This window comes from Tsuneonella flava, from assembly GCF_002870965.1.
GTDB classification, from domain to species: Bacteria; Pseudomonadota; Alphaproteobacteria; order Sphingomonadales; family Sphingomonadaceae; genus Tsuneonella; species Tsuneonella flava.
The window spans coordinates 140,388-156,063 of record NZ_PHSO01000003.1; the positions used below are offsets into that span (position 1 = coordinate 140,388).

Sequence of the window (15,676 nt, forward strand, 5' to 3'; positions counted from 1 at the left end):
AAAATCAGGCACGAATGGCGCAAATCCGCCATTTTGCCAGTTGCAGTAATTGCGGCTGACCCGGCGCTCGCGGACTGCTAGCACCGCGCATATGGCAGACAAGCAGCATCTCTATCTCGTCGACGGTTCAGCCTATATTTTCAGGGCTTATCATCGGCTGCCGCCGCTGACCAATCCCGAAGGGACACCGGTGGGCGCGGTCTATGGCTACACCACGATGCTGTGGAAACTGGCGGAAGATCTGCACACCGCCGATGGCCCCACCCATCTGGCGGTGGTGCTCGACAAATCGAGCAAGTCGTTCCGCAACGATATTTACGATCAGTACAAGGCCAATCGCCCCGAACCGCCAGAGGATTTGCGCCCGCAATTCCCGCTGATCCGCGATGCCACCCGCGCATTCAGCCTGCCACTGGTGGAAGAGCCGGATGTCGAGGCGGACGATATGATCGCCAGCTATGCCCGCGCCGCTGCCGCGCAAGGGTGGGATGTCACTATCGTCAGTTCGGACAAGGATCTGATGCAGCTCGTCGGGCCGGGCAAGGATGGCACCGGCGCCATCGATATGCTCGACACGATGAAGAACGCCCGTATCGGCGTGCCCGAAGTGGAGGAGAAATTCGGTGTCGCCCCCGAACTGGTGGGAGACGTCCTCGCGCTGATGGGGGATTCGGTCGATAACATTCCCGGCATTTTCGGGGTCGGGCCGAAAACCGCCTCTAAACTGATCGCGGAACACGGATCGCTGACCGCCGCGCTCGATTCCGCAGCGGAGATGAAGAAGTCCAAGCTGAAAGAGCGGCTGATCGAACATCGGGCCGATGCCGAACTGAGCCGGGTTCTGGTGACTCTGAAGGAAGACTGCCCGCTGCCGATCCCGCTGGAGGATATGAAGCTGGAAGGCGTGCCCCCCGGCCCGCTGGCCGATTTCCTCACCGCGCACGGGTTCACCAGCCTGCTGCGGCGGCTCGACACCGGCGCAGGCAGCCCTTCGCGCAAGACCGATCTCAATCCTGCGAAGCAGGAAAATGCCGGTACGACGCCCGCCGAAGCCGGGACTGGCAACCGCCAGCCATTGCCCGATATGCCGCCGGTGGACCGCACCGCCTATACCTGTGTGCAGACCGCCGACGTATTGCAGCAATGGATCGATCGCGCGTTCGCCGCCCGTCTGGTGGCGGTCGATACCGAAACCAGTGCGCTCGATGCGATTTCCGCCGATCTGGTCGGCGTGAGTCTGGCGCTGGGGCCGAACGATGCCTGCTATATCCCGCTCGCCCACGGCGGCAGCGATATGTTTGCCGAACGGCCCGAACAGATCGCCCTCGATACCGCCATCGCCATGCTCAAGCCGCTGCTGGAAAGCGATGCGGTGGTGAAAGTGGGCCAGAATATCAAATACGATCTCAACGTGCTGGCCCGGCACGGCATCGCTGTCAGCCCGATAGAGGATACGATGATCCTCAGCTTCGCACTCGATGCCGGGCGCGGCACCGATGGGATCGGCGGCGGGCATGGGATGGACGAGCTGTCGGTCCGCCACCTTGGCCATGCCCCGCTGGCGTTCAAGGACGTGTGCGGCACCGGCAAGAAAGCGATCCCGTTCGGTGAAGTCCCGCTCGACCGCGCCACCGAATATGCCGCCGAGGATGCCGACGTAACCTGGCGGCTGTACAAACATCTGAAACCGCGGCTCGCCATCGAAGGCGGCACCCGCGTTTATGAACGGGTGGACCGCCCGCTGATCCCGGTCGTCGCCCGGATGGAGCGCGAAGGGATCAAGGTCGACCGCGCCGCGCTGTCACGGCTGAGCGAGGAATTTGCCGCGCAGATCGGCACGCTGGAAAAACAGATCCACGAACTGGCGGGCGAGGAATTCACCGTCGGCAGCCCCAAACAGCTCGGCGATATCCTGTTCGACAAGCTGGGCCACAAAGGGGGCAAGAAAGGCAAGAGCGGGCAATATTCGACCGATCAGTCGGTGCTCGAACGGCTCGCCGGGGATGGTGCCGAAATCGCCACCAAAGTCCTCGAATGGCGGCAACTGTCCAAGCTCAAGAGCACCTATACCGATGCGCTGCAGGCGGCGATCAATCCGACGACCGGGCGGGTGCATACCAGCTACAGCCTCGTCGGCGCGCAGACCGGGCGGCTCAGCTCGACCGATCCCAACTTGCAGAATATCCCGATCCGCACCGCCATCGGCCGCCAGATCCGCGAAGCATTTGTGCCGGAAGAGGGCAATGTCCTGCTCGCTGCCGACTATTCGCAGATCGAACTGCGGCTCGCGGCGCATATGGCCGATGTGCCGGCACTGAAAGAAGCCTTCGAAGCCGGGGAGGACATCCACGCCCGCACCGCGAAGGAAATGTACGGCGAAGTCACCCGCGATACCCGCGCCGCCGCCAAAACGATCAACTTCGCCATCCTGTACGGCATCAGCCGCTGGGGTCTGGCAGGCCGTTTGGGGATCGAACCGGACGAAGCGCAGGCAATGATCACTCGCTATTTCGAACGCTTTCCCGGCATTCAGAAGTATATCGCCCATACGCTCGAAAGCGTGCGCGAACGGGGTTATTCCGAAACGCTGTTCGGTCGCAAAACGTGGTTCCCGCGCATCGAATCGAAAAATCAGGCCGAACGGCAGGGCAGCGAACGCGCCGCGATCAACGCCCCGATCCAGGGCACCAGCGCCGATATCATCAAACGCGCGATGGCCCGGATGATGCCCGCTCTGGCCGATGCCGGATTGCAGAACGTGCGTATGCTGCTGCAAGTGCACGACGAACTGGTGTTCGAATTGCCCGAAGGCGATGTCGATGCGGCCAAGCCGGTGATCGAACGCGTAATGGCCGAAGCGGCCCTGCCCTCCGTCAAACTCTCCGTCCCGCTCGGGATCGAGATCGGCACAGGCAAAAGCTGGGACGCGGCGCACTAAGCGATGGCCATGCCCCCTTCTCTTCCATCCGCAACCGAAGATCAGGATGCCGAATCGGTCGCCCGTTTGCGCGCGCGCCATACCAAACGGCGCCGGATGATGCGGCGGTGGGGCAATATGGCGGTGTTCCTCACTGTCGCAGCAGCGCTGATCGGCGCGGTCCTGCTGATCGCGCAAACTGTCGAGGCGGAACGGCATGAACGCGAGCAGGTGCAGAAGACCAATCGCATCCTGCTTCAACTGCGTAACATCAGTCGGGCCGCTTTGAACGCGGAAACAGGTCAACGCGGGTATGTTATCACGCTAGATCGGCGCTATCTGGGTGCATATACTCTCTCTCGCGACACATATCGATCTGAAATCAATAAGTTGCGTGATCTGATTGGAGACAACATTACTGTCAAACAGGCCGAACTGGTCGACCGGATCGAAACCCTCTCCGATGCCAAATTCGCAGAGATGGACGAGACGGTGAAGCTGATGGATCACCGCGATATCTTCGGCGCGCAGAAGCTGATCCTTAGCGACGAAGGCCTTGAAACAATGGGGCTTCTCAGCCAGTCAATCCGCGATCTGGAGGCGATTGAGCAGCAAATTCTCGCGCAGGCCACCGCGCAAAGCACCCGCGCCGAACAGCGGGTGATGCCGTTGCTGGCGGGCCTGCTGGTGTTGCTCACAGTCGCGCTCGTGCTCGGCTACCTGCTGGTCGGCCGCGCGGCACGGGCAGAGGCGGAGGCCGCCCAGGCCGCCCGCCTGGCCGAAGCGCGCGACCGCGCCGACTTGCTGGCGAGAGAGCTTAACCATCGGGTAAAGAACCTTTTTGCGGTCATTCTCGCGATCGTGCGGATGAGTGCGAAAGACGCGCCAGAGGCAAAACCAGTGGTCGATCGCATCGCCGAACGCATCCACGCACTGCTCAGCGCGCACGAAGTCACCCAGGGCAAAGCGCAGGGCGCGACGACCGACCTCCAAAATCTGATTCAAACCGCTGTAAAACCATACCTTTCCAGCGACCGGATAGTGAATCTGGATGGCAACCCGGTGGCGCTCACCGCGCGTCAGGTCACCCCGCTGGGGCTGGTACTCCACGAGCTGACGACCAATGCGGTCAAGTATGGTTGCTGGGCCATCGGGGGCGAACTGACGGTGCGGTGGGAAGTAGAATCCGACCAAGTTACAATTATTTGGGCCGAGGATGGTGCCCGCGCGGTAACGTCGGATACACCCGCCGAGCGCACGCCCGATGCCGCTCCCACCCGCGAAGGGTTCGGAACTCTGCTGATGACCAGCGCCGCCCGCCAGTTGCGCGGATCGATCAACCGCGACCTCTCTCCCGAAGGTATGCGGGTAACGATTGAATTCCCGCACGAAGGCGCACCGGGCGAAGGTTGAGACGGGTGCCCCCACCTGCCCTTGCCAGCACATAGGTCCATCCATAAGTCTCCGGCTATGTTCAGCGAATTCGATCTGTCCCGCTATACCATCGAATGGCCAGAGATGATCCACGCCGTGGTTTATCTCTGCGCGACGATATTGATTGCCTTGCTGTTCCATACAGTAGTGTTTTCAATCCTGCGTCGCGTCGTGCGGCAGACCGAAACCGGGGCAGACGATCTGATCGTCAATCGCCTCTTCCAGCCGAGCCGCTGGGCGATGATGGCAATCGGAGTTTCCCTTGCCGCGCAAGCCGATGGCTGGATTGGCGCGGTGTGGGGTGTTGTCGGCAAATTCATCATGCCCGCTTTGCTGGGCTGGATGGCATTTGCGATTGTCCGCGCATTCGCTCTGGCGCTGGATCATCGTGCGGAAGCGTCGGAAGACCCCGTCTCGGCTCGCAGTCACCGCACGCGGATTGCCATCCTTTCGCGTACAGTCACATTCATCATCGTGTTCATTACTATCGGCCTGATGATGCTGGGAATTCCCGGTGTGCGTCAGGTTGGCGTCACCGTGATGGCCTCTGCCGGTCTTGCCGCTCTGGCGGTGGGTGCGGCGGCACAGCCTGCGCTCAAGTCATTGATTGCAGGCTTGCAAATGGCGATCACCGAACCTCTTCGTATCGGCGATCTCGTCGTGGTCGATGGCTTTACCGGGCGCGTGGAGGAAATCCGCATGAGCTTTGTCGTCGTGCGGATGTGGGATGAACGCGCAGCAATGGTGCCCACCAGCCGATTCCTCGACAACAGTTTTGAAAACTGGTCGCGAGTGAGCGAAAAGCTGTCCGGCCCGGTCTATCTCCATCTCGATCCGGCCACCGACATCGCCCCTGTACGCGCTGAATTTGAACGGTTTCTTTCCGCACAGCCCGAATGGGATCGGCGCATGGGAATTCTGCTCGTCACAGAGGCGCGACCGGAAAGCATAGAGCTGCGTCTGGGAATGAGCGCGACAACCATTGGCGACCTGTGGGAGCTACGCTGCCGTGTGCGCGAACATATGCTCGACTGGCTGCGGCGCGAAATGCCCGGTGCATTGCTGCGCCACAGGCTCGAAGTCGAAGCGGCCAATGCACGGGCGGAGCAGTAGCGGTCGGCCCCTTCAGCCACACCGCGTCCCTCCCGAGTTAAGCCGATAGAACCGGCGCGAAATTCAGCCCCCTCCCATCCGCGCAGAGGCGCAAATGGGAAGGGGAATGGCTGCTGAACTCAACTGCTTTTCGTATCGCCTTCGTCTGATCCGTGTTTGAATTCGCGGGTCGGCTCCAACATCCCATCCGAAATAAACCCGATGGTCGGACGCACGGCGGCAGCACGTTTTTTCAGTTCGCCGCGCATCTTGAGATATTCGTTCTCCATCTCCGGCGTCACCGTCGCACGCGATTCCGCCAGCGCTTCGGTGAAATCCTCCGCCGTAACGCTCTCGACATCGCCACCGCCTCGCCGCAAGGCATTGAGCCCGGCACGGCGAACGATGTCTTCAAGATCGGCACCGGTAAAGCGCTCTGTCTTCCCGGCAATCACGCCCAGATCGACGTCGTCGGCCAGCGGCATATTGCGCGCATGGATACCCAAAATGCGTTCGCGGCCATCCTTGTCTGGCGTCCCGACATAGACCAGTTCGTCGAACCGGCCCGGTCGCAACAATGCAGGATCGACCAGAGTTGGCCGGTTGGTTGCGCCGATCACAACCACCGATTGCAATTCCTCCAGCCCATCCATCTCGGCGAGGATCGTATTGACGACCCGGCCGGTAACCGCCGGCTCGCCCTGCCCCGTACCCCGCGCAGGGACGAGACTGTCGATTTCGTCGATAAAGATCACGCAAGGCGCAACCGACCGGGCACGCTGGAACATGCGGGCGATCTGCTGTTCGCTTTCGCCGTACCATTTCGACAGCAGGTCGCTCGACTTCATCGAAATGAAGTTCGCTTCCGATTCCTTGGCCACTGCCTTCGCCAGCAAAGTCTTGCCCGTTCCCGGCGGCCCATAGAGCAGGAAGCCCTTAGCCGCGCGAATGCCGAGCCGATGGAATGCCTCAGGATTCTTGAGCGGCAACTCGATCCCTTCGCGGAGCTGCTCGGTCGCCTTGGCCAGTCCGCCAATATCGCTCCACCCGACATTGGGCATCTGCACCATCACTTCACGCATGGCGCTTGGCTGCACACGCTTGAGCGCAGCAAGGAAATCCTCGCGCGTGACCTGTAGCTCTTCCAACACTTCGGGCGGAACCGTGCGCTCGTCCAGATCGAGCCGAGGCATGATCCGTCGGACAGCTTCGATGGCCGCTTCGCGCGAGAGTGCAGCGATATCGGCACCGACAAAGCCATGCGTGGTACGCGCCAGTTCGTCCAGATCGACCCTGTCGCCCAGCGGCATTCCGCGGGTATGGATCGCCAGTATCTCGCGGCGACCTTTCTCGTCTGGCACACCGATTACGATTTCACGGTCGAAACGGCCCGGGCGACGCAGTGCTTCGTCAATGGCATCGGGGCGATTGGTCGCTGCGATGACCACGATATTGGAGCGGGACTCCAACCCATCCATCAGAGTCAGGAGCTGTGCAACCAGTCGTTTCTCTGCCTCGCCCGCGACCCGGTCGCGTTTGGGGGCAATCGAATCGATCTCGTCAATGAAGATGATCGCAGGTGCGGCTTTGGCTGCTTCCTCAAACACTTCGCGCAGATGCTTCTCGCTTTCGCCATAGCCCGAGCCCATGATTTCCGGGCCGTTGATGGTGAAGAAATCCGCATCGCTTTCATTTGCGACAGCCTGCGCCAAGCGGGTCTTGCCCGTGCCCGGCGGGCCGTGAAGCAACACACCTTTGGGCGGATCAACCCCCAGTCGCGTGAACAGCTCAGGATAACGCAGCGGCAACTCCACCATTTCGCGCAATTGCTGAATCGTATCGCCAATGCCGCCGACGTCGTCGTAATTCACAACCGCACGGCCATCGCGCGGTTCTTCGAATGCAGGACGCAGTTCGACTTCGGTATTCTCGTCGATATGAACGATGCCCTTGGGGCTGGTGGACACCACAGTCAGGCGGATCTGCGTCAGCGCATAGGCAGGCGCGTTGAACATCCGCCGCACTTCGGGCGGCATATTCTGCACCGGCTGCTGGCCAGTCGTGGCCACGATATCGCCTGCCACCAGTGGCTTGCGGAAGAAGTTGCGCTGCAAGGCCTGCGTCGGTCCCTGCAAACGCATTTCCCGCTGTGCAGGTGCAAACACGACACGTGTGGCCGGGCGCGATTCGGCCGAGCGAATAACGACATGTTCGCCAGACCCGGTTTCTGCATTGCCACGCTGCAACCCATCGAGCCGCACCACTTCGAGCGACTCATCCTCCGGATAAGCCGGTGCGGCAATCGCGGCCGTCGCCCGTTTGCCCACCACTTCGACGACATCGCCCTCGGTAATTCCCAGCGCCTGAAACGCCGAACGAGGCATCCGGGCAATTCCCTGCCCAGATTCCTCCTGCCGCGCCGCCGCAACCTGTAACCTTACTGTCCTGTCGATTGTTGCCGCGCCGTCGTCAGCCATCTGGCATCCGCCTTTCGTATAGTTCTGTCTGCCTGGCCCCAAGAATTAGGAAGCCAAACCTGCTTTGCCAATGAACGGAGAGCGATTCGGTGTCAGAAAGCCGACCGGACAGTCAAATTGGTGACGGCACCTGCAATAAAGGCCTGCAGCGGACGAAAAAAAGGCCCGGTGGAAAACCACCGGGCCTTGGAAGTCTTGGGAGAGGATGCCTGAAAGGCAGGGAGACATATGTCGCTCGCCGCCTTTTTGTGCAAGTGCGAAATGCTCAATCATAGTTGCATAATTTGCAATTTATAGAAATTAACAATTTAATTTCAATTGGATATTTTTCAAATGCAGAGAAATGCCCCATTGCTTTCGCTCGCTATTTTGCAGTGCACAATGAATTTCCTCGCTCAATCCTTTCGCCGTGGACTGAACTTCACACGCTGCCTGCCCGCCGCAATCAGAAGTCGTGACAGCACATAAACTGGTCGCTAAACCTGCCGCATGAACAAGCTCTATCCTTCTGCCGCAGCCGCGCTCGACGGCATTCTGACCAACGACATGGTGATTGCCAGCGGGGGCTTCGGCCTCTGCGGGATACCGGAAAGATTGCTCGATGCGATCCGCGATTCAGGGGTAACCGGGCTCACGTTCGCCAGCAACAATGCCGGGATCGATAACGAAGGTATCGGCAAACTCCTCCGCACCAAGCAAGTGAAGAAAATGATCAGTTCCTATGTTGGTGAAAACAAGGAATTCGAACGCCAATTCCTCTCCGGAGAGCTGGAGGTGGAATTCTCTCCGCAAGGTACACTGGCCGAACGGATGCGTGCTGGCGGTGCGGGCATTCCCGGATTTTACACCAAGACCGGCGTCGGCACTCAGGTGGCGGAAGGCAAGGAAGTAAAACAGTTCCCCAACCGTGACGGGGAAATGGAAGACTACATTCTCGAACGCGGCATTTTTGCCGACCTGTCGATCGTTAAAGCGTGGAAGGCCGACGAAACCGGCAATCTCGTGTTCCGCAAGACAGCCCGCAATTTCAACCTGCCCGCTGCCACTTGCGGCAAAGTCTGCATCGTCGAAGTCGAAGAAGTCGTGCCGGTCGGCGCGCTCGATCCCGATGCGATCCATCTGCCGGGGGTATATGTTCAGCGCCTGATTGTCGGCGCGCCCTACGACAAGAAAATCGAATTCCGTACCGTGCGCGAGCGGGAGACGGCGTGACCGATGTCGACTTCGTCGGTTTTATAGGGGACGCATCGGCTTGATTCGTCCGTTTGCTCCAATCGTTGCTACTGTGATGGCAAGCTGCGCGCTGTCCGGTTGCGTTGCCGCTGTCGTGCCAGCAATGGCAGGGGGCGCCCTTCTGCGCCAGCGGATGGCCAATGCAGAAGAACGGAAAGACGCGCAAGCTACGCCTGCCGCCTCCACTGGGGACGCCATTCGTGCGCCGTCCACCGTCGACACCGCCCCCGCGACGGAAGAAGGCGGCGAAAGCATTGCCGCGATAATCGAGGGTCCGCTACCGCCCCCTTCCGGCGCGCCAACGTCCATCAGGCCCGAAGCCTATGCCGATCTATATGCCTTTGCGAACAAGGCAGGCACCACTCCGCCCGTCGGAACTGTGCGCCATTCGGCGATACTGGCCGATTCCGGAATGCTGGATGCCACGACCGCCGAATGCTCGATTCATCCGGCGGCAGTCCTGATCGATCTCGATCCCGCCGGTACTTTGCTAGACTCAGGCACCGACCCGCACGCCGACCCGGCCTTGGCCGATCGCCTGGCTGCTTTGCGGAGCGAAGATATCACAATTGGCTGGATTTCCGGCAATACTGCCGATCGGGCAGGCGAGATCCGCCGTGCCCTCGTATCCACCGGGCTCGATCCTGACGGCCACGATCCGCTGATTCTGCTGCGCTATCCCGACGATCGTAAGCAAACACGCCGCGCCGATTTTGCGAAGGAATATTGCGTCGTCGCCATCGCAGGTGACGAGCGCGCCGACTTCGACGAATTGTACAAATATCTCAAGGATCCCTCTGCTGCCTTGTCGCTTGAACCGCTGCTTGGCAAAGGCTGGTTCCTGATCCCCCAACCGCTGACCTGAAGGACGATCTGATGCCCTGGACCCGAGACGAAATGGCCGCCCGTGCCGCGCAAGAGCTGGAGGACGGCTTCTATGTCAACCTCGGTATTGGCATCCCGACGCTGGTGGCAAACCACATCCCCGACGGGATGGACGTAACATTGCAGAGCGAAAACGGAATGCTCGGCATCGGCCCGTTCCCCTATGAAGACGAGGTCGATCCCGATCTGATCAACGCAGGCAAGCAGACCATCAGCGAACTGCCACGGAGCGTCTATTTCGACAGCGCTGCCAGCTTTGCGATGATCCGGGGCGGGCACATTGACCTGACTGTGCTCGGCGCGATGGAAGTGTCCGAAAACGGCGACATCGCCAACTGGATGATTCCCGGCAAGATGATCAAGGGAATGGGCGGGGCGATGGATCTTGTCGCCGGGGTGAAGAAAATCATCGTAGTGATGGAACACACCAGTAAATCAGGCGCGCCCAAATTCCTTCCCGAATGCGATCTGCCGCTGACCGGTTGCAACGTGGTGGACATGATTATCACCGATCTGGCCGTGTTCCGGCGGCCCGACCATTCCAGCCCGTTCAAGCTGCTGGAGCTTGCGCCAGGGGTAACCGCAGACGAAGTCGCGGCCAAAACCACTGCTCATTACGTAACCTGACCGCGAACGGACGGAGATATCGCAACTGCGCCGATCATCCCCATCGCTCGCACTAGGGCTGCTGACAATGATCGGCACGATCGGTTTTATCGACCGGATCGTAGTCAACGCACTGGTCGAACCGCTCAAGGCCGAATTCCAGCTCAGCGATGCAGAGATCGGGCTGCTCGGTTTTGCCTATGCCGCGCTGAATATCCTGCTGGGGGTGGCTATCGCACGCATGGCCGAGCGGCGACGGCGGCTGAGTTTTACCGTCGTCGGCACTCTGGCCTGGTCGGTTGCGGCCGCCGCCTGCGGTTTTGTGACCAACTGGGCTCAGCTGCTGATGGCACGCATTGCTGTGGGCGTGGGCGAAGCAGTCGGTCTGCCTGCCAACCAGTCGGTGATCGCCGACTATTTTCCACCCGAACGGCGCGCATCGGCAATGTCGGTGTTGTTGCTCTCCCCCCCTCTTGGTGCGTTTATCGGGCTGGCCGGTGGGGCATTCGTCGCGCAAACGTGGGGATGGCGGATGGCATTCATCGTAACCGCAGCGCCGGGCCTGTTGCTGGCATTGCTCGTCTGGCTGTTCATCAAGGAACCTCCACGCGGCCAGTACGACAAAGTGACAGACGACACCGTCCCGCCGATCAGTGCTGTCGTCCGCCGTTTTGCCGAACTGCCCAGCGCGCGTCATCTGGTGGCCGGATCGGCGCTCGCATCGCTGGTCGGTTTCGGGCTGACAGCTTTCTTCGCCGCGCTGCTGATGCGGCGGTTCGATATCCCATTGGCGCAGGCGGGCCTCTATGCCGGGCTCATCGCCAGCTTGCCCGCCAGCCTGTCGGTCCTCACCGGCGGCGCGCTGGCCGACCGACTGGCAGCGCGAATCCCATCCTCTTACGCGATTGTCCCGGCAATCAGCCTCGCGATAGCCGCACCGTTGTATTGCATCGGCATAACCCGAAGCGATCTGTGGCTGCTGATCGTGCTGGTCGCCCTTTCGACCATGCTACAGTTCATGTATCTGGGAATGACCTTCGGCACATTGCAAAACATGATGCATCCGCGGATGCGGGCGACAGCCAATGCTCTGCTGAATATCGTCTTCGGGTTCGCAGGTGGCATCGGGCCAGTGATAGTCGGCGCGATCAGCGACCGTCTGGCTAGCGACGGAATGGCGGCAGGCCCGGCCCTGTCACTGGCGATGGCAGGTACGGCCATGCTCTACTGGTGGGCCGCCGCTCACTATGGCATCGCTGCCCGCACAGTTGCCAGCGATCTGGCGACCGTGCGTGAGGGACGGATTTAACCGATCAGGCGACTGCTTCGCGCAAGTCGGCCGCCAGATCGGTTTTCTCCCACGGGAATGCATCACCTGCCGCAATCCGGCCGAAGTGGCCATAGGCCGCACTCTGGCGATAGATCGGCTTGTTCAGGTGCAACCCTTCACGAATGCCACGCGGGGTCAGACCGCCCAGCTTGCGCGCGGCCACCTGCCGGATCGCTTCTTCCAGCTTCTCGTCAGCAACGGTGCCGGTGCCATGCGTATCGACATAGAGCGACAGCGGTTCCGACACGCCAATCGCGTAGGCGACCTGGATCGTGCAGCGTTTCGCCAGACCAGCGGCAACGATGTTTTTCGCCAGATAGCGGGTGACATAGGCAGCCGAACGATCGACCTTAGTGGGATCTTTGCCCGAAAACGCGCCACCGCCATGCGGGGCAGCGCCACCATATGTATCGACAATGATCTTGCGCCCGGTCAGCCCGGCATCGCCGTCCGGCCCACCGATCTCGAACTTGCCAGTAGGGTTTATGTGCCACCGCGTTGCGTCTGACAGGAACCCTTCGGGCAGGATTTCTCCGACCACTTTCTTCACGTAAGCCTTAAGTTCGGCTTCTTTCTCACCCTCGTGATAGCCGGGCGCGTGCTGCGTGCTGACGACAACCGCGGTGCAGGCCACCGGCTTGCCGTTTTCGTACTTCAGCGTGACCTGGCTCTTGCTATCGGGTTCGAGGAACGGTGCCGCGCCGCTCTTGCGATCGGCCGCAAGCCGCTGCAGAATCTTGTGACTGTAATCGAGCGTAGCAGGCATCAGGTCGGGCGTTTCGTCGCATGCGAAGCCGAACATGATCCCCTGATCGCCCGCGCCTTCATCCTTGTTGCCGCTGGCATCAACACCTTGCGCGATATGATCGCTCTGCGCGTGGAGATAGTTCTCGAATTCGAACGTTTCCCAATGGAAGCCCGATTGTTCGTAACCGATTTCCTTCACGACATTGCGAACGGTGCGCTCAATCTCTTCCAGCGCACCATCGACCCACGCGCCATTTTCGAACACGCCCTTGCAGCGGATTTCCCCGGCAAGAACCACGCGCTGTGTCGTCGTCAGCGTTTCGCAAGCGACGCGGGCCTGATCGTCTTTCGACAGAAACAGATCGACGATAGCGTCCGAAATCTGGTCGGAAACTTTGTCGGGGTGCCCTTCGGAAACGCTTTCCGAAGTGAACAGGTAATCAGCGCGCATCGAATTCAGTCCTGATATAAAGACAGCTTTATGTCTGCAAATAACCCGCGCAGCACTAGCGGGCGCGACGCCGGGTTGCAAGCAATGACGCGGCCAGCAGCAGCACCGCCCAGCCAAGCGGCAACAGATTGCCCAGTCGTGCAAACAGCGTTGGCGCAAGCGCTTGTGGGACAAGCCCGTCGATGCGTCCGGGCCGGTGTGCGGGCATCGTGTTACGGACCACACCGTGCGCGTCGATTACCCCGCTGATTCCGGTAGTGGTCGCACGCAGAACGGGCAGACCTTCCTCAATCGCGCGCATCCGCGCCTGAGCGAAGTGCTGCGGCGGGCCAAACGCACCGAACCAGCCATCGTTGGATGGGGTAAAGATATAATCGGGGCGATGGGCGGGATCGACCACTTCCCCGCTGAAAGTGATTTCGTAACAGATCTGTATCCCGGCCTGACCCCATGCACCCAGATCAAGCGTCCGCGGGCCGGGGCCGGGGTTGAAGTCAATCGATCCGGCAACCAGCCGCCGGAAGCCCAACGGTTCGAGCAGCCAGGGCAACGCCAGATATTCGCCGTAAGGGACAAGGTGTGCTTTGGCATAGGAGCCCGCGAACTGGCCCTTTGCATTCAACGCGGTGACGACATTATAGGCACCGACAGCGCGGGCATCGGGCGCACCCGGTTTATCGATCTCCAGATCGACAGCTCCGGTCATCAGGAGGCTGCCCGGTCCGATCGCCCGTCCGATCCGCGCACGGGCGAATGCGGGATCGGCCCCAGCAGTCGTCGCGTCATAATATCGCTGCGGATACCCGTCCCGCAGATAGTCGGGCAGGCCGGATTCAGGCCACAGCACCAGCCGCCGTCCTTTGTCTTGCCGGGGCATGGTAAGCTGCTCAAGCTCTTGAAACTGCGCTTCGTACTGGCGCGGATCGTTCAGTTCTTCCTGCGTGAAGTCGGGCTGTACCAGCGTATATTCCAACGTACCGGGGTTCGCCGCCGGACCGGGCAGATACATCCCCACTGCGAGGAGTACAAAGACCGCCACGGCCCGCCACCATGCCCGTGCAATCAGCAACCAGCCGATCCCTCCGGCGACCAACACCGCCAGTCCCGACAGGCCATATGTACCCAGCCAGGGCAGCAGCGCGGCGATCCCCGGCCGGTCGAACCCACCGAGGAAAACGAGACCGAACGGATCCCAGGCATATCCGGTGAAGACCCAGCTTTTCAGCCACTCCGCCACGATCCAGCACCCGGCCAGTGCAAACGCCACCGGCAAAGGGCGCTGCCCGCCAATCGCGCGCGCCGCACCGGCAGCAAGTGCCGGATACACCGCCAGATACAGCGACAGCAGCGGCACCGCCGCCCAGCCCATCGCAGGCGACATCGCCGCCTGATAGGTGAATGCAGTCGCGATCCAGTTATTCGCAAACGTATAGTGTGCGACACCGAAGAGCCAGCCAATCAACATGGCGCGCCGCCAGTCCGGCGCTTGCGCCACCAGCACAGCGAAGCCCGCCATGCCCAACAGCGCGAGCGGCCAGAGATTGAGGGGCGGAAAACCCAGCGCAGCGACCAGCCCGGCGGCCATCACGACAATGCGCGGATGCGCCGCCAGCCAGTGGCCAAAAGGGGCTATCCCGCCCGAAACACGCCCTTGCGAAAGGGCGACGCGATCCTGCACGGCGCCCTCCCGATGTCCGTCAGCCGACTGCCTTCAGGCCGTCGTCGCTCTCCGCTTCGTCGGCCACTTTACGGCGGCGGCGAACGGCGGGCTTGCGCGCTGGCTTTTCCGCTTCGTCGGCTTGCGCGATTGCCGGGGGCAGCGCACTGGAATCGATTCCGCCATCGTTGGAAACGCCGCCATCGCTATCGCCATCGGTTTCTTCGCGACGCTTGCGTCCGCGACGGGCAGCAGGCGCTTTCTCCTGCTTGCTTTCCCGAGTGCCGCGCGTGAACGGATTATCCGCCGGTTCGAACTCGTTATCGTTATCGTCGCTATCGCGGCTGTCGCCGTCGCGATCATTGCGGCGGGTCCGCTGACGTCCCGCATTCCGGCCACGCGGCGCGCTATCGCGATTGTCCCGGCTGTCGTCGCGTTCGCTATCGCGGTTCGAGTCGCGATCATCGTCGCTATCGCTATCTTCACTATCGCGTTCGTCGCGATTGCGATTGCGGGCTTCTTCCTGCCGCGCCTTGTTATCGGCGATCACGCGGAAGTAATGGTCGGCAAATTGCAGGTAATATTCAGCCTGCACCCGATCGCCATTATGTTGCGCGTCCTGCGCCAGCTTTTTATATTTGTCGAGCAATTGCGGGGCGTTACCACGTGCCCGGCTATCGATCCGGTTCTGGCTGTTACCACCGCCGCTTTGCTGACGATTACCGCGCCCGCGACGACGGTTGTTGTTGTTACGGTTGTTATTGTTCAAGGAAAATTCTTCCTTATCGTAGACCTGCCCGGACGATCCATCAGCCGGGTTTCGATCGTATGACCCCATGCCGCGCCC

At 61.0% G+C, this 15,676-nt stretch carries 11 protein-coding genes; 7 read left to right on the forward strand and 4 right to left on the reverse strand.

Annotated elements, in window-relative coordinates; all coding sequences use genetic code 11:
- Positions 1 to 91 precede the first annotated feature (91 nt).
- Genes polA through CV013_RS03305 form a run of 3 tightly spaced genes read left to right on the forward strand, consistent with a single transcriptional unit; the run spans position 92 to position 5,464 of the window.
- Positions 92 to 2,938 (forward strand): DNA polymerase I, encoded by a 2,847-nt coding sequence (gene polA, locus CV013_RS03295; protein WP_102153840.1) that lies wholly within the window; start codon positions 92 to 94, stop codon positions 2,936 to 2,938.
- Between the two features lie 9 nt (positions 2,939 to 2,947).
- Complete coding sequence (locus tag CV013_RS03300; RefSeq protein ID WP_190276448.1) at positions 2,948 to 4,330, forward strand: sensor histidine kinase; 1,383 nt, start codon at positions 2,948 to 2,950, stop codon at positions 4,328 to 4,330.
- Between the two features lie 57 nt (positions 4,331 to 4,387).
- Entirely contained in the window at positions 4,388 to 5,464 is a 1,077-nt protein-coding gene (locus tag CV013_RS03305; protein ID WP_102153842.1) for a mechanosensitive ion channel family protein, read from the forward strand.
- Positions 5,465 to 5,583: 119 nt separating this feature from the next.
- On the opposite strand, the gene CV013_RS03310 is transcribed toward CV013_RS03305, so the two are convergent.
- Complete coding sequence (locus tag CV013_RS03310) at positions 5,584 to 7,920, reverse strand: CDC48 family AAA ATPase (protein WP_102153843.1); 2,337 nt, start codon at positions 7,918 to 7,920, stop codon at positions 5,584 to 5,586.
- A gap of 489 nt (positions 7,921 to 8,409) precedes the next feature.
- Between CV013_RS03310 and CV013_RS03315 the strand changes: the two genes are divergently transcribed.
- From CV013_RS03315 to CV013_RS03330, 4 genes are all read left to right on the forward strand, one after another.
- Positions 8,410 to 9,132 carry a CoA transferase subunit A gene (locus CV013_RS03315; protein ID WP_102153844.1) on the forward strand — a complete coding sequence of 241 codons (723 nt, stop codon included), beginning with the start codon at positions 8,410 to 8,412 and terminating at the stop codon, positions 9,130 to 9,132.
- A 40-nt stretch (positions 9,133 to 9,172) separates the two neighbouring features.
- Positions 9,173 to 10,018, forward strand: a complete 846-nt coding sequence (locus CV013_RS03320; RefSeq protein WP_123639867.1) for a hypothetical protein — start codon at positions 9,173 to 9,175, stop codon at positions 10,016 to 10,018.
- 11 nt (positions 10,019 to 10,029) lie between these two features.
- Entirely contained in the window at positions 10,030 to 10,665 is a 636-nt protein-coding gene (locus CV013_RS03325; protein ID WP_102153846.1) for a CoA transferase subunit B, read from the forward strand.
- 67 nt (positions 10,666 to 10,732) lie between these two features.
- Positions 10,733 to 11,953, forward strand: coding sequence for a spinster family MFS transporter (locus CV013_RS03330; RefSeq protein WP_102153847.1), 1,221 nt, complete (start codon positions 10,733 to 10,735; stop codon positions 11,951 to 11,953).
- A 4-nt stretch (positions 11,954 to 11,957) separates the two neighbouring features.
- Here the strand turns inward: CV013_RS03330 and metK are convergent, their stop codons facing one another.
- Genes metK through CV013_RS03345 form a run of 3 tightly spaced genes read right to left on the reverse strand, consistent with a single transcriptional unit; the run spans position 11,958 to position 15,667 of the window.
- Positions 11,958 to 13,172 carry a methionine adenosyltransferase gene (metK, locus tag CV013_RS03335; RefSeq protein WP_102153848.1) on the reverse strand — a complete coding sequence of 405 codons (1,215 nt, stop codon included), beginning with the start codon at positions 13,170 to 13,172 and terminating at the stop codon, positions 11,958 to 11,960.
- A gap of 55 nt (positions 13,173 to 13,227) precedes the next feature.
- Complete coding sequence (gene lnt, locus CV013_RS03340; RefSeq protein ID WP_321196962.1) at positions 13,228 to 14,850, reverse strand: apolipoprotein N-acyltransferase; 1,623 nt, start codon at positions 14,848 to 14,850, stop codon at positions 13,228 to 13,230.
- A gap of 19 nt (positions 14,851 to 14,869) precedes the next feature.
- Positions 14,870 to 15,667, reverse strand: coding sequence for a DUF4167 domain-containing protein (locus CV013_RS03345; RefSeq protein WP_102153911.1), 798 nt, complete (start codon positions 15,665 to 15,667; stop codon positions 14,870 to 14,872).
- Positions 15,668 to 15,676: the final 9 nt, after the last annotated feature.

Excerpts from the sequence above, each read along its gene's own strand:
- polA (WP_102153840.1), top strand. The coding sequence starts at position 92 with ATGGCAGACAAGCAGCATCTCTATCTCGTCGACGGTTCAGCCTATATT.
- CV013_RS03300 (WP_190276448.1), top strand. The coding sequence starts at position 2,948 with ATGCCCCCTTCTCTTCCATCCGCAACCGAAGATCAGGATGCCGAATCG.
- CV013_RS03305 (WP_102153842.1), top strand. The coding sequence starts at position 4,388 with ATGTTCAGCGAATTCGATCTGTCCCGCTATACCATCGAATGGCCAGAG.
- CV013_RS03310 (WP_102153843.1), bottom strand. The coding sequence starts at position 7,920 with ATGGCTGACGACGGCGCGGCAACAATCGACAGGACAGTAAGGTTACAG.
- CV013_RS03315 (WP_102153844.1), top strand. The coding sequence starts at position 8,410 with ATGAACAAGCTCTATCCTTCTGCCGCAGCCGCGCTCGACGGCATTCTG.
- CV013_RS03325 (WP_102153846.1), top strand. The coding sequence starts at position 10,030 with ATGCCCTGGACCCGAGACGAAATGGCCGCCCGTGCCGCGCAAGAGCTG.
- CV013_RS03330 (WP_102153847.1), top strand. The coding sequence starts at position 10,733 with ATGATCGGCACGATCGGTTTTATCGACCGGATCGTAGTCAACGCACTG.
- metK (WP_102153848.1), bottom strand. The coding sequence starts at position 13,172 with ATGCGCGCTGATTACCTGTTCACTTCGGAAAGCGTTTCCGAAGGGCAC.
- CV013_RS03345 (WP_102153911.1), bottom strand. The coding sequence starts at position 15,667 with ATGGGGTCATACGATCGAAACCCGGCTGATGGATCGTCCGGGCAGGTC.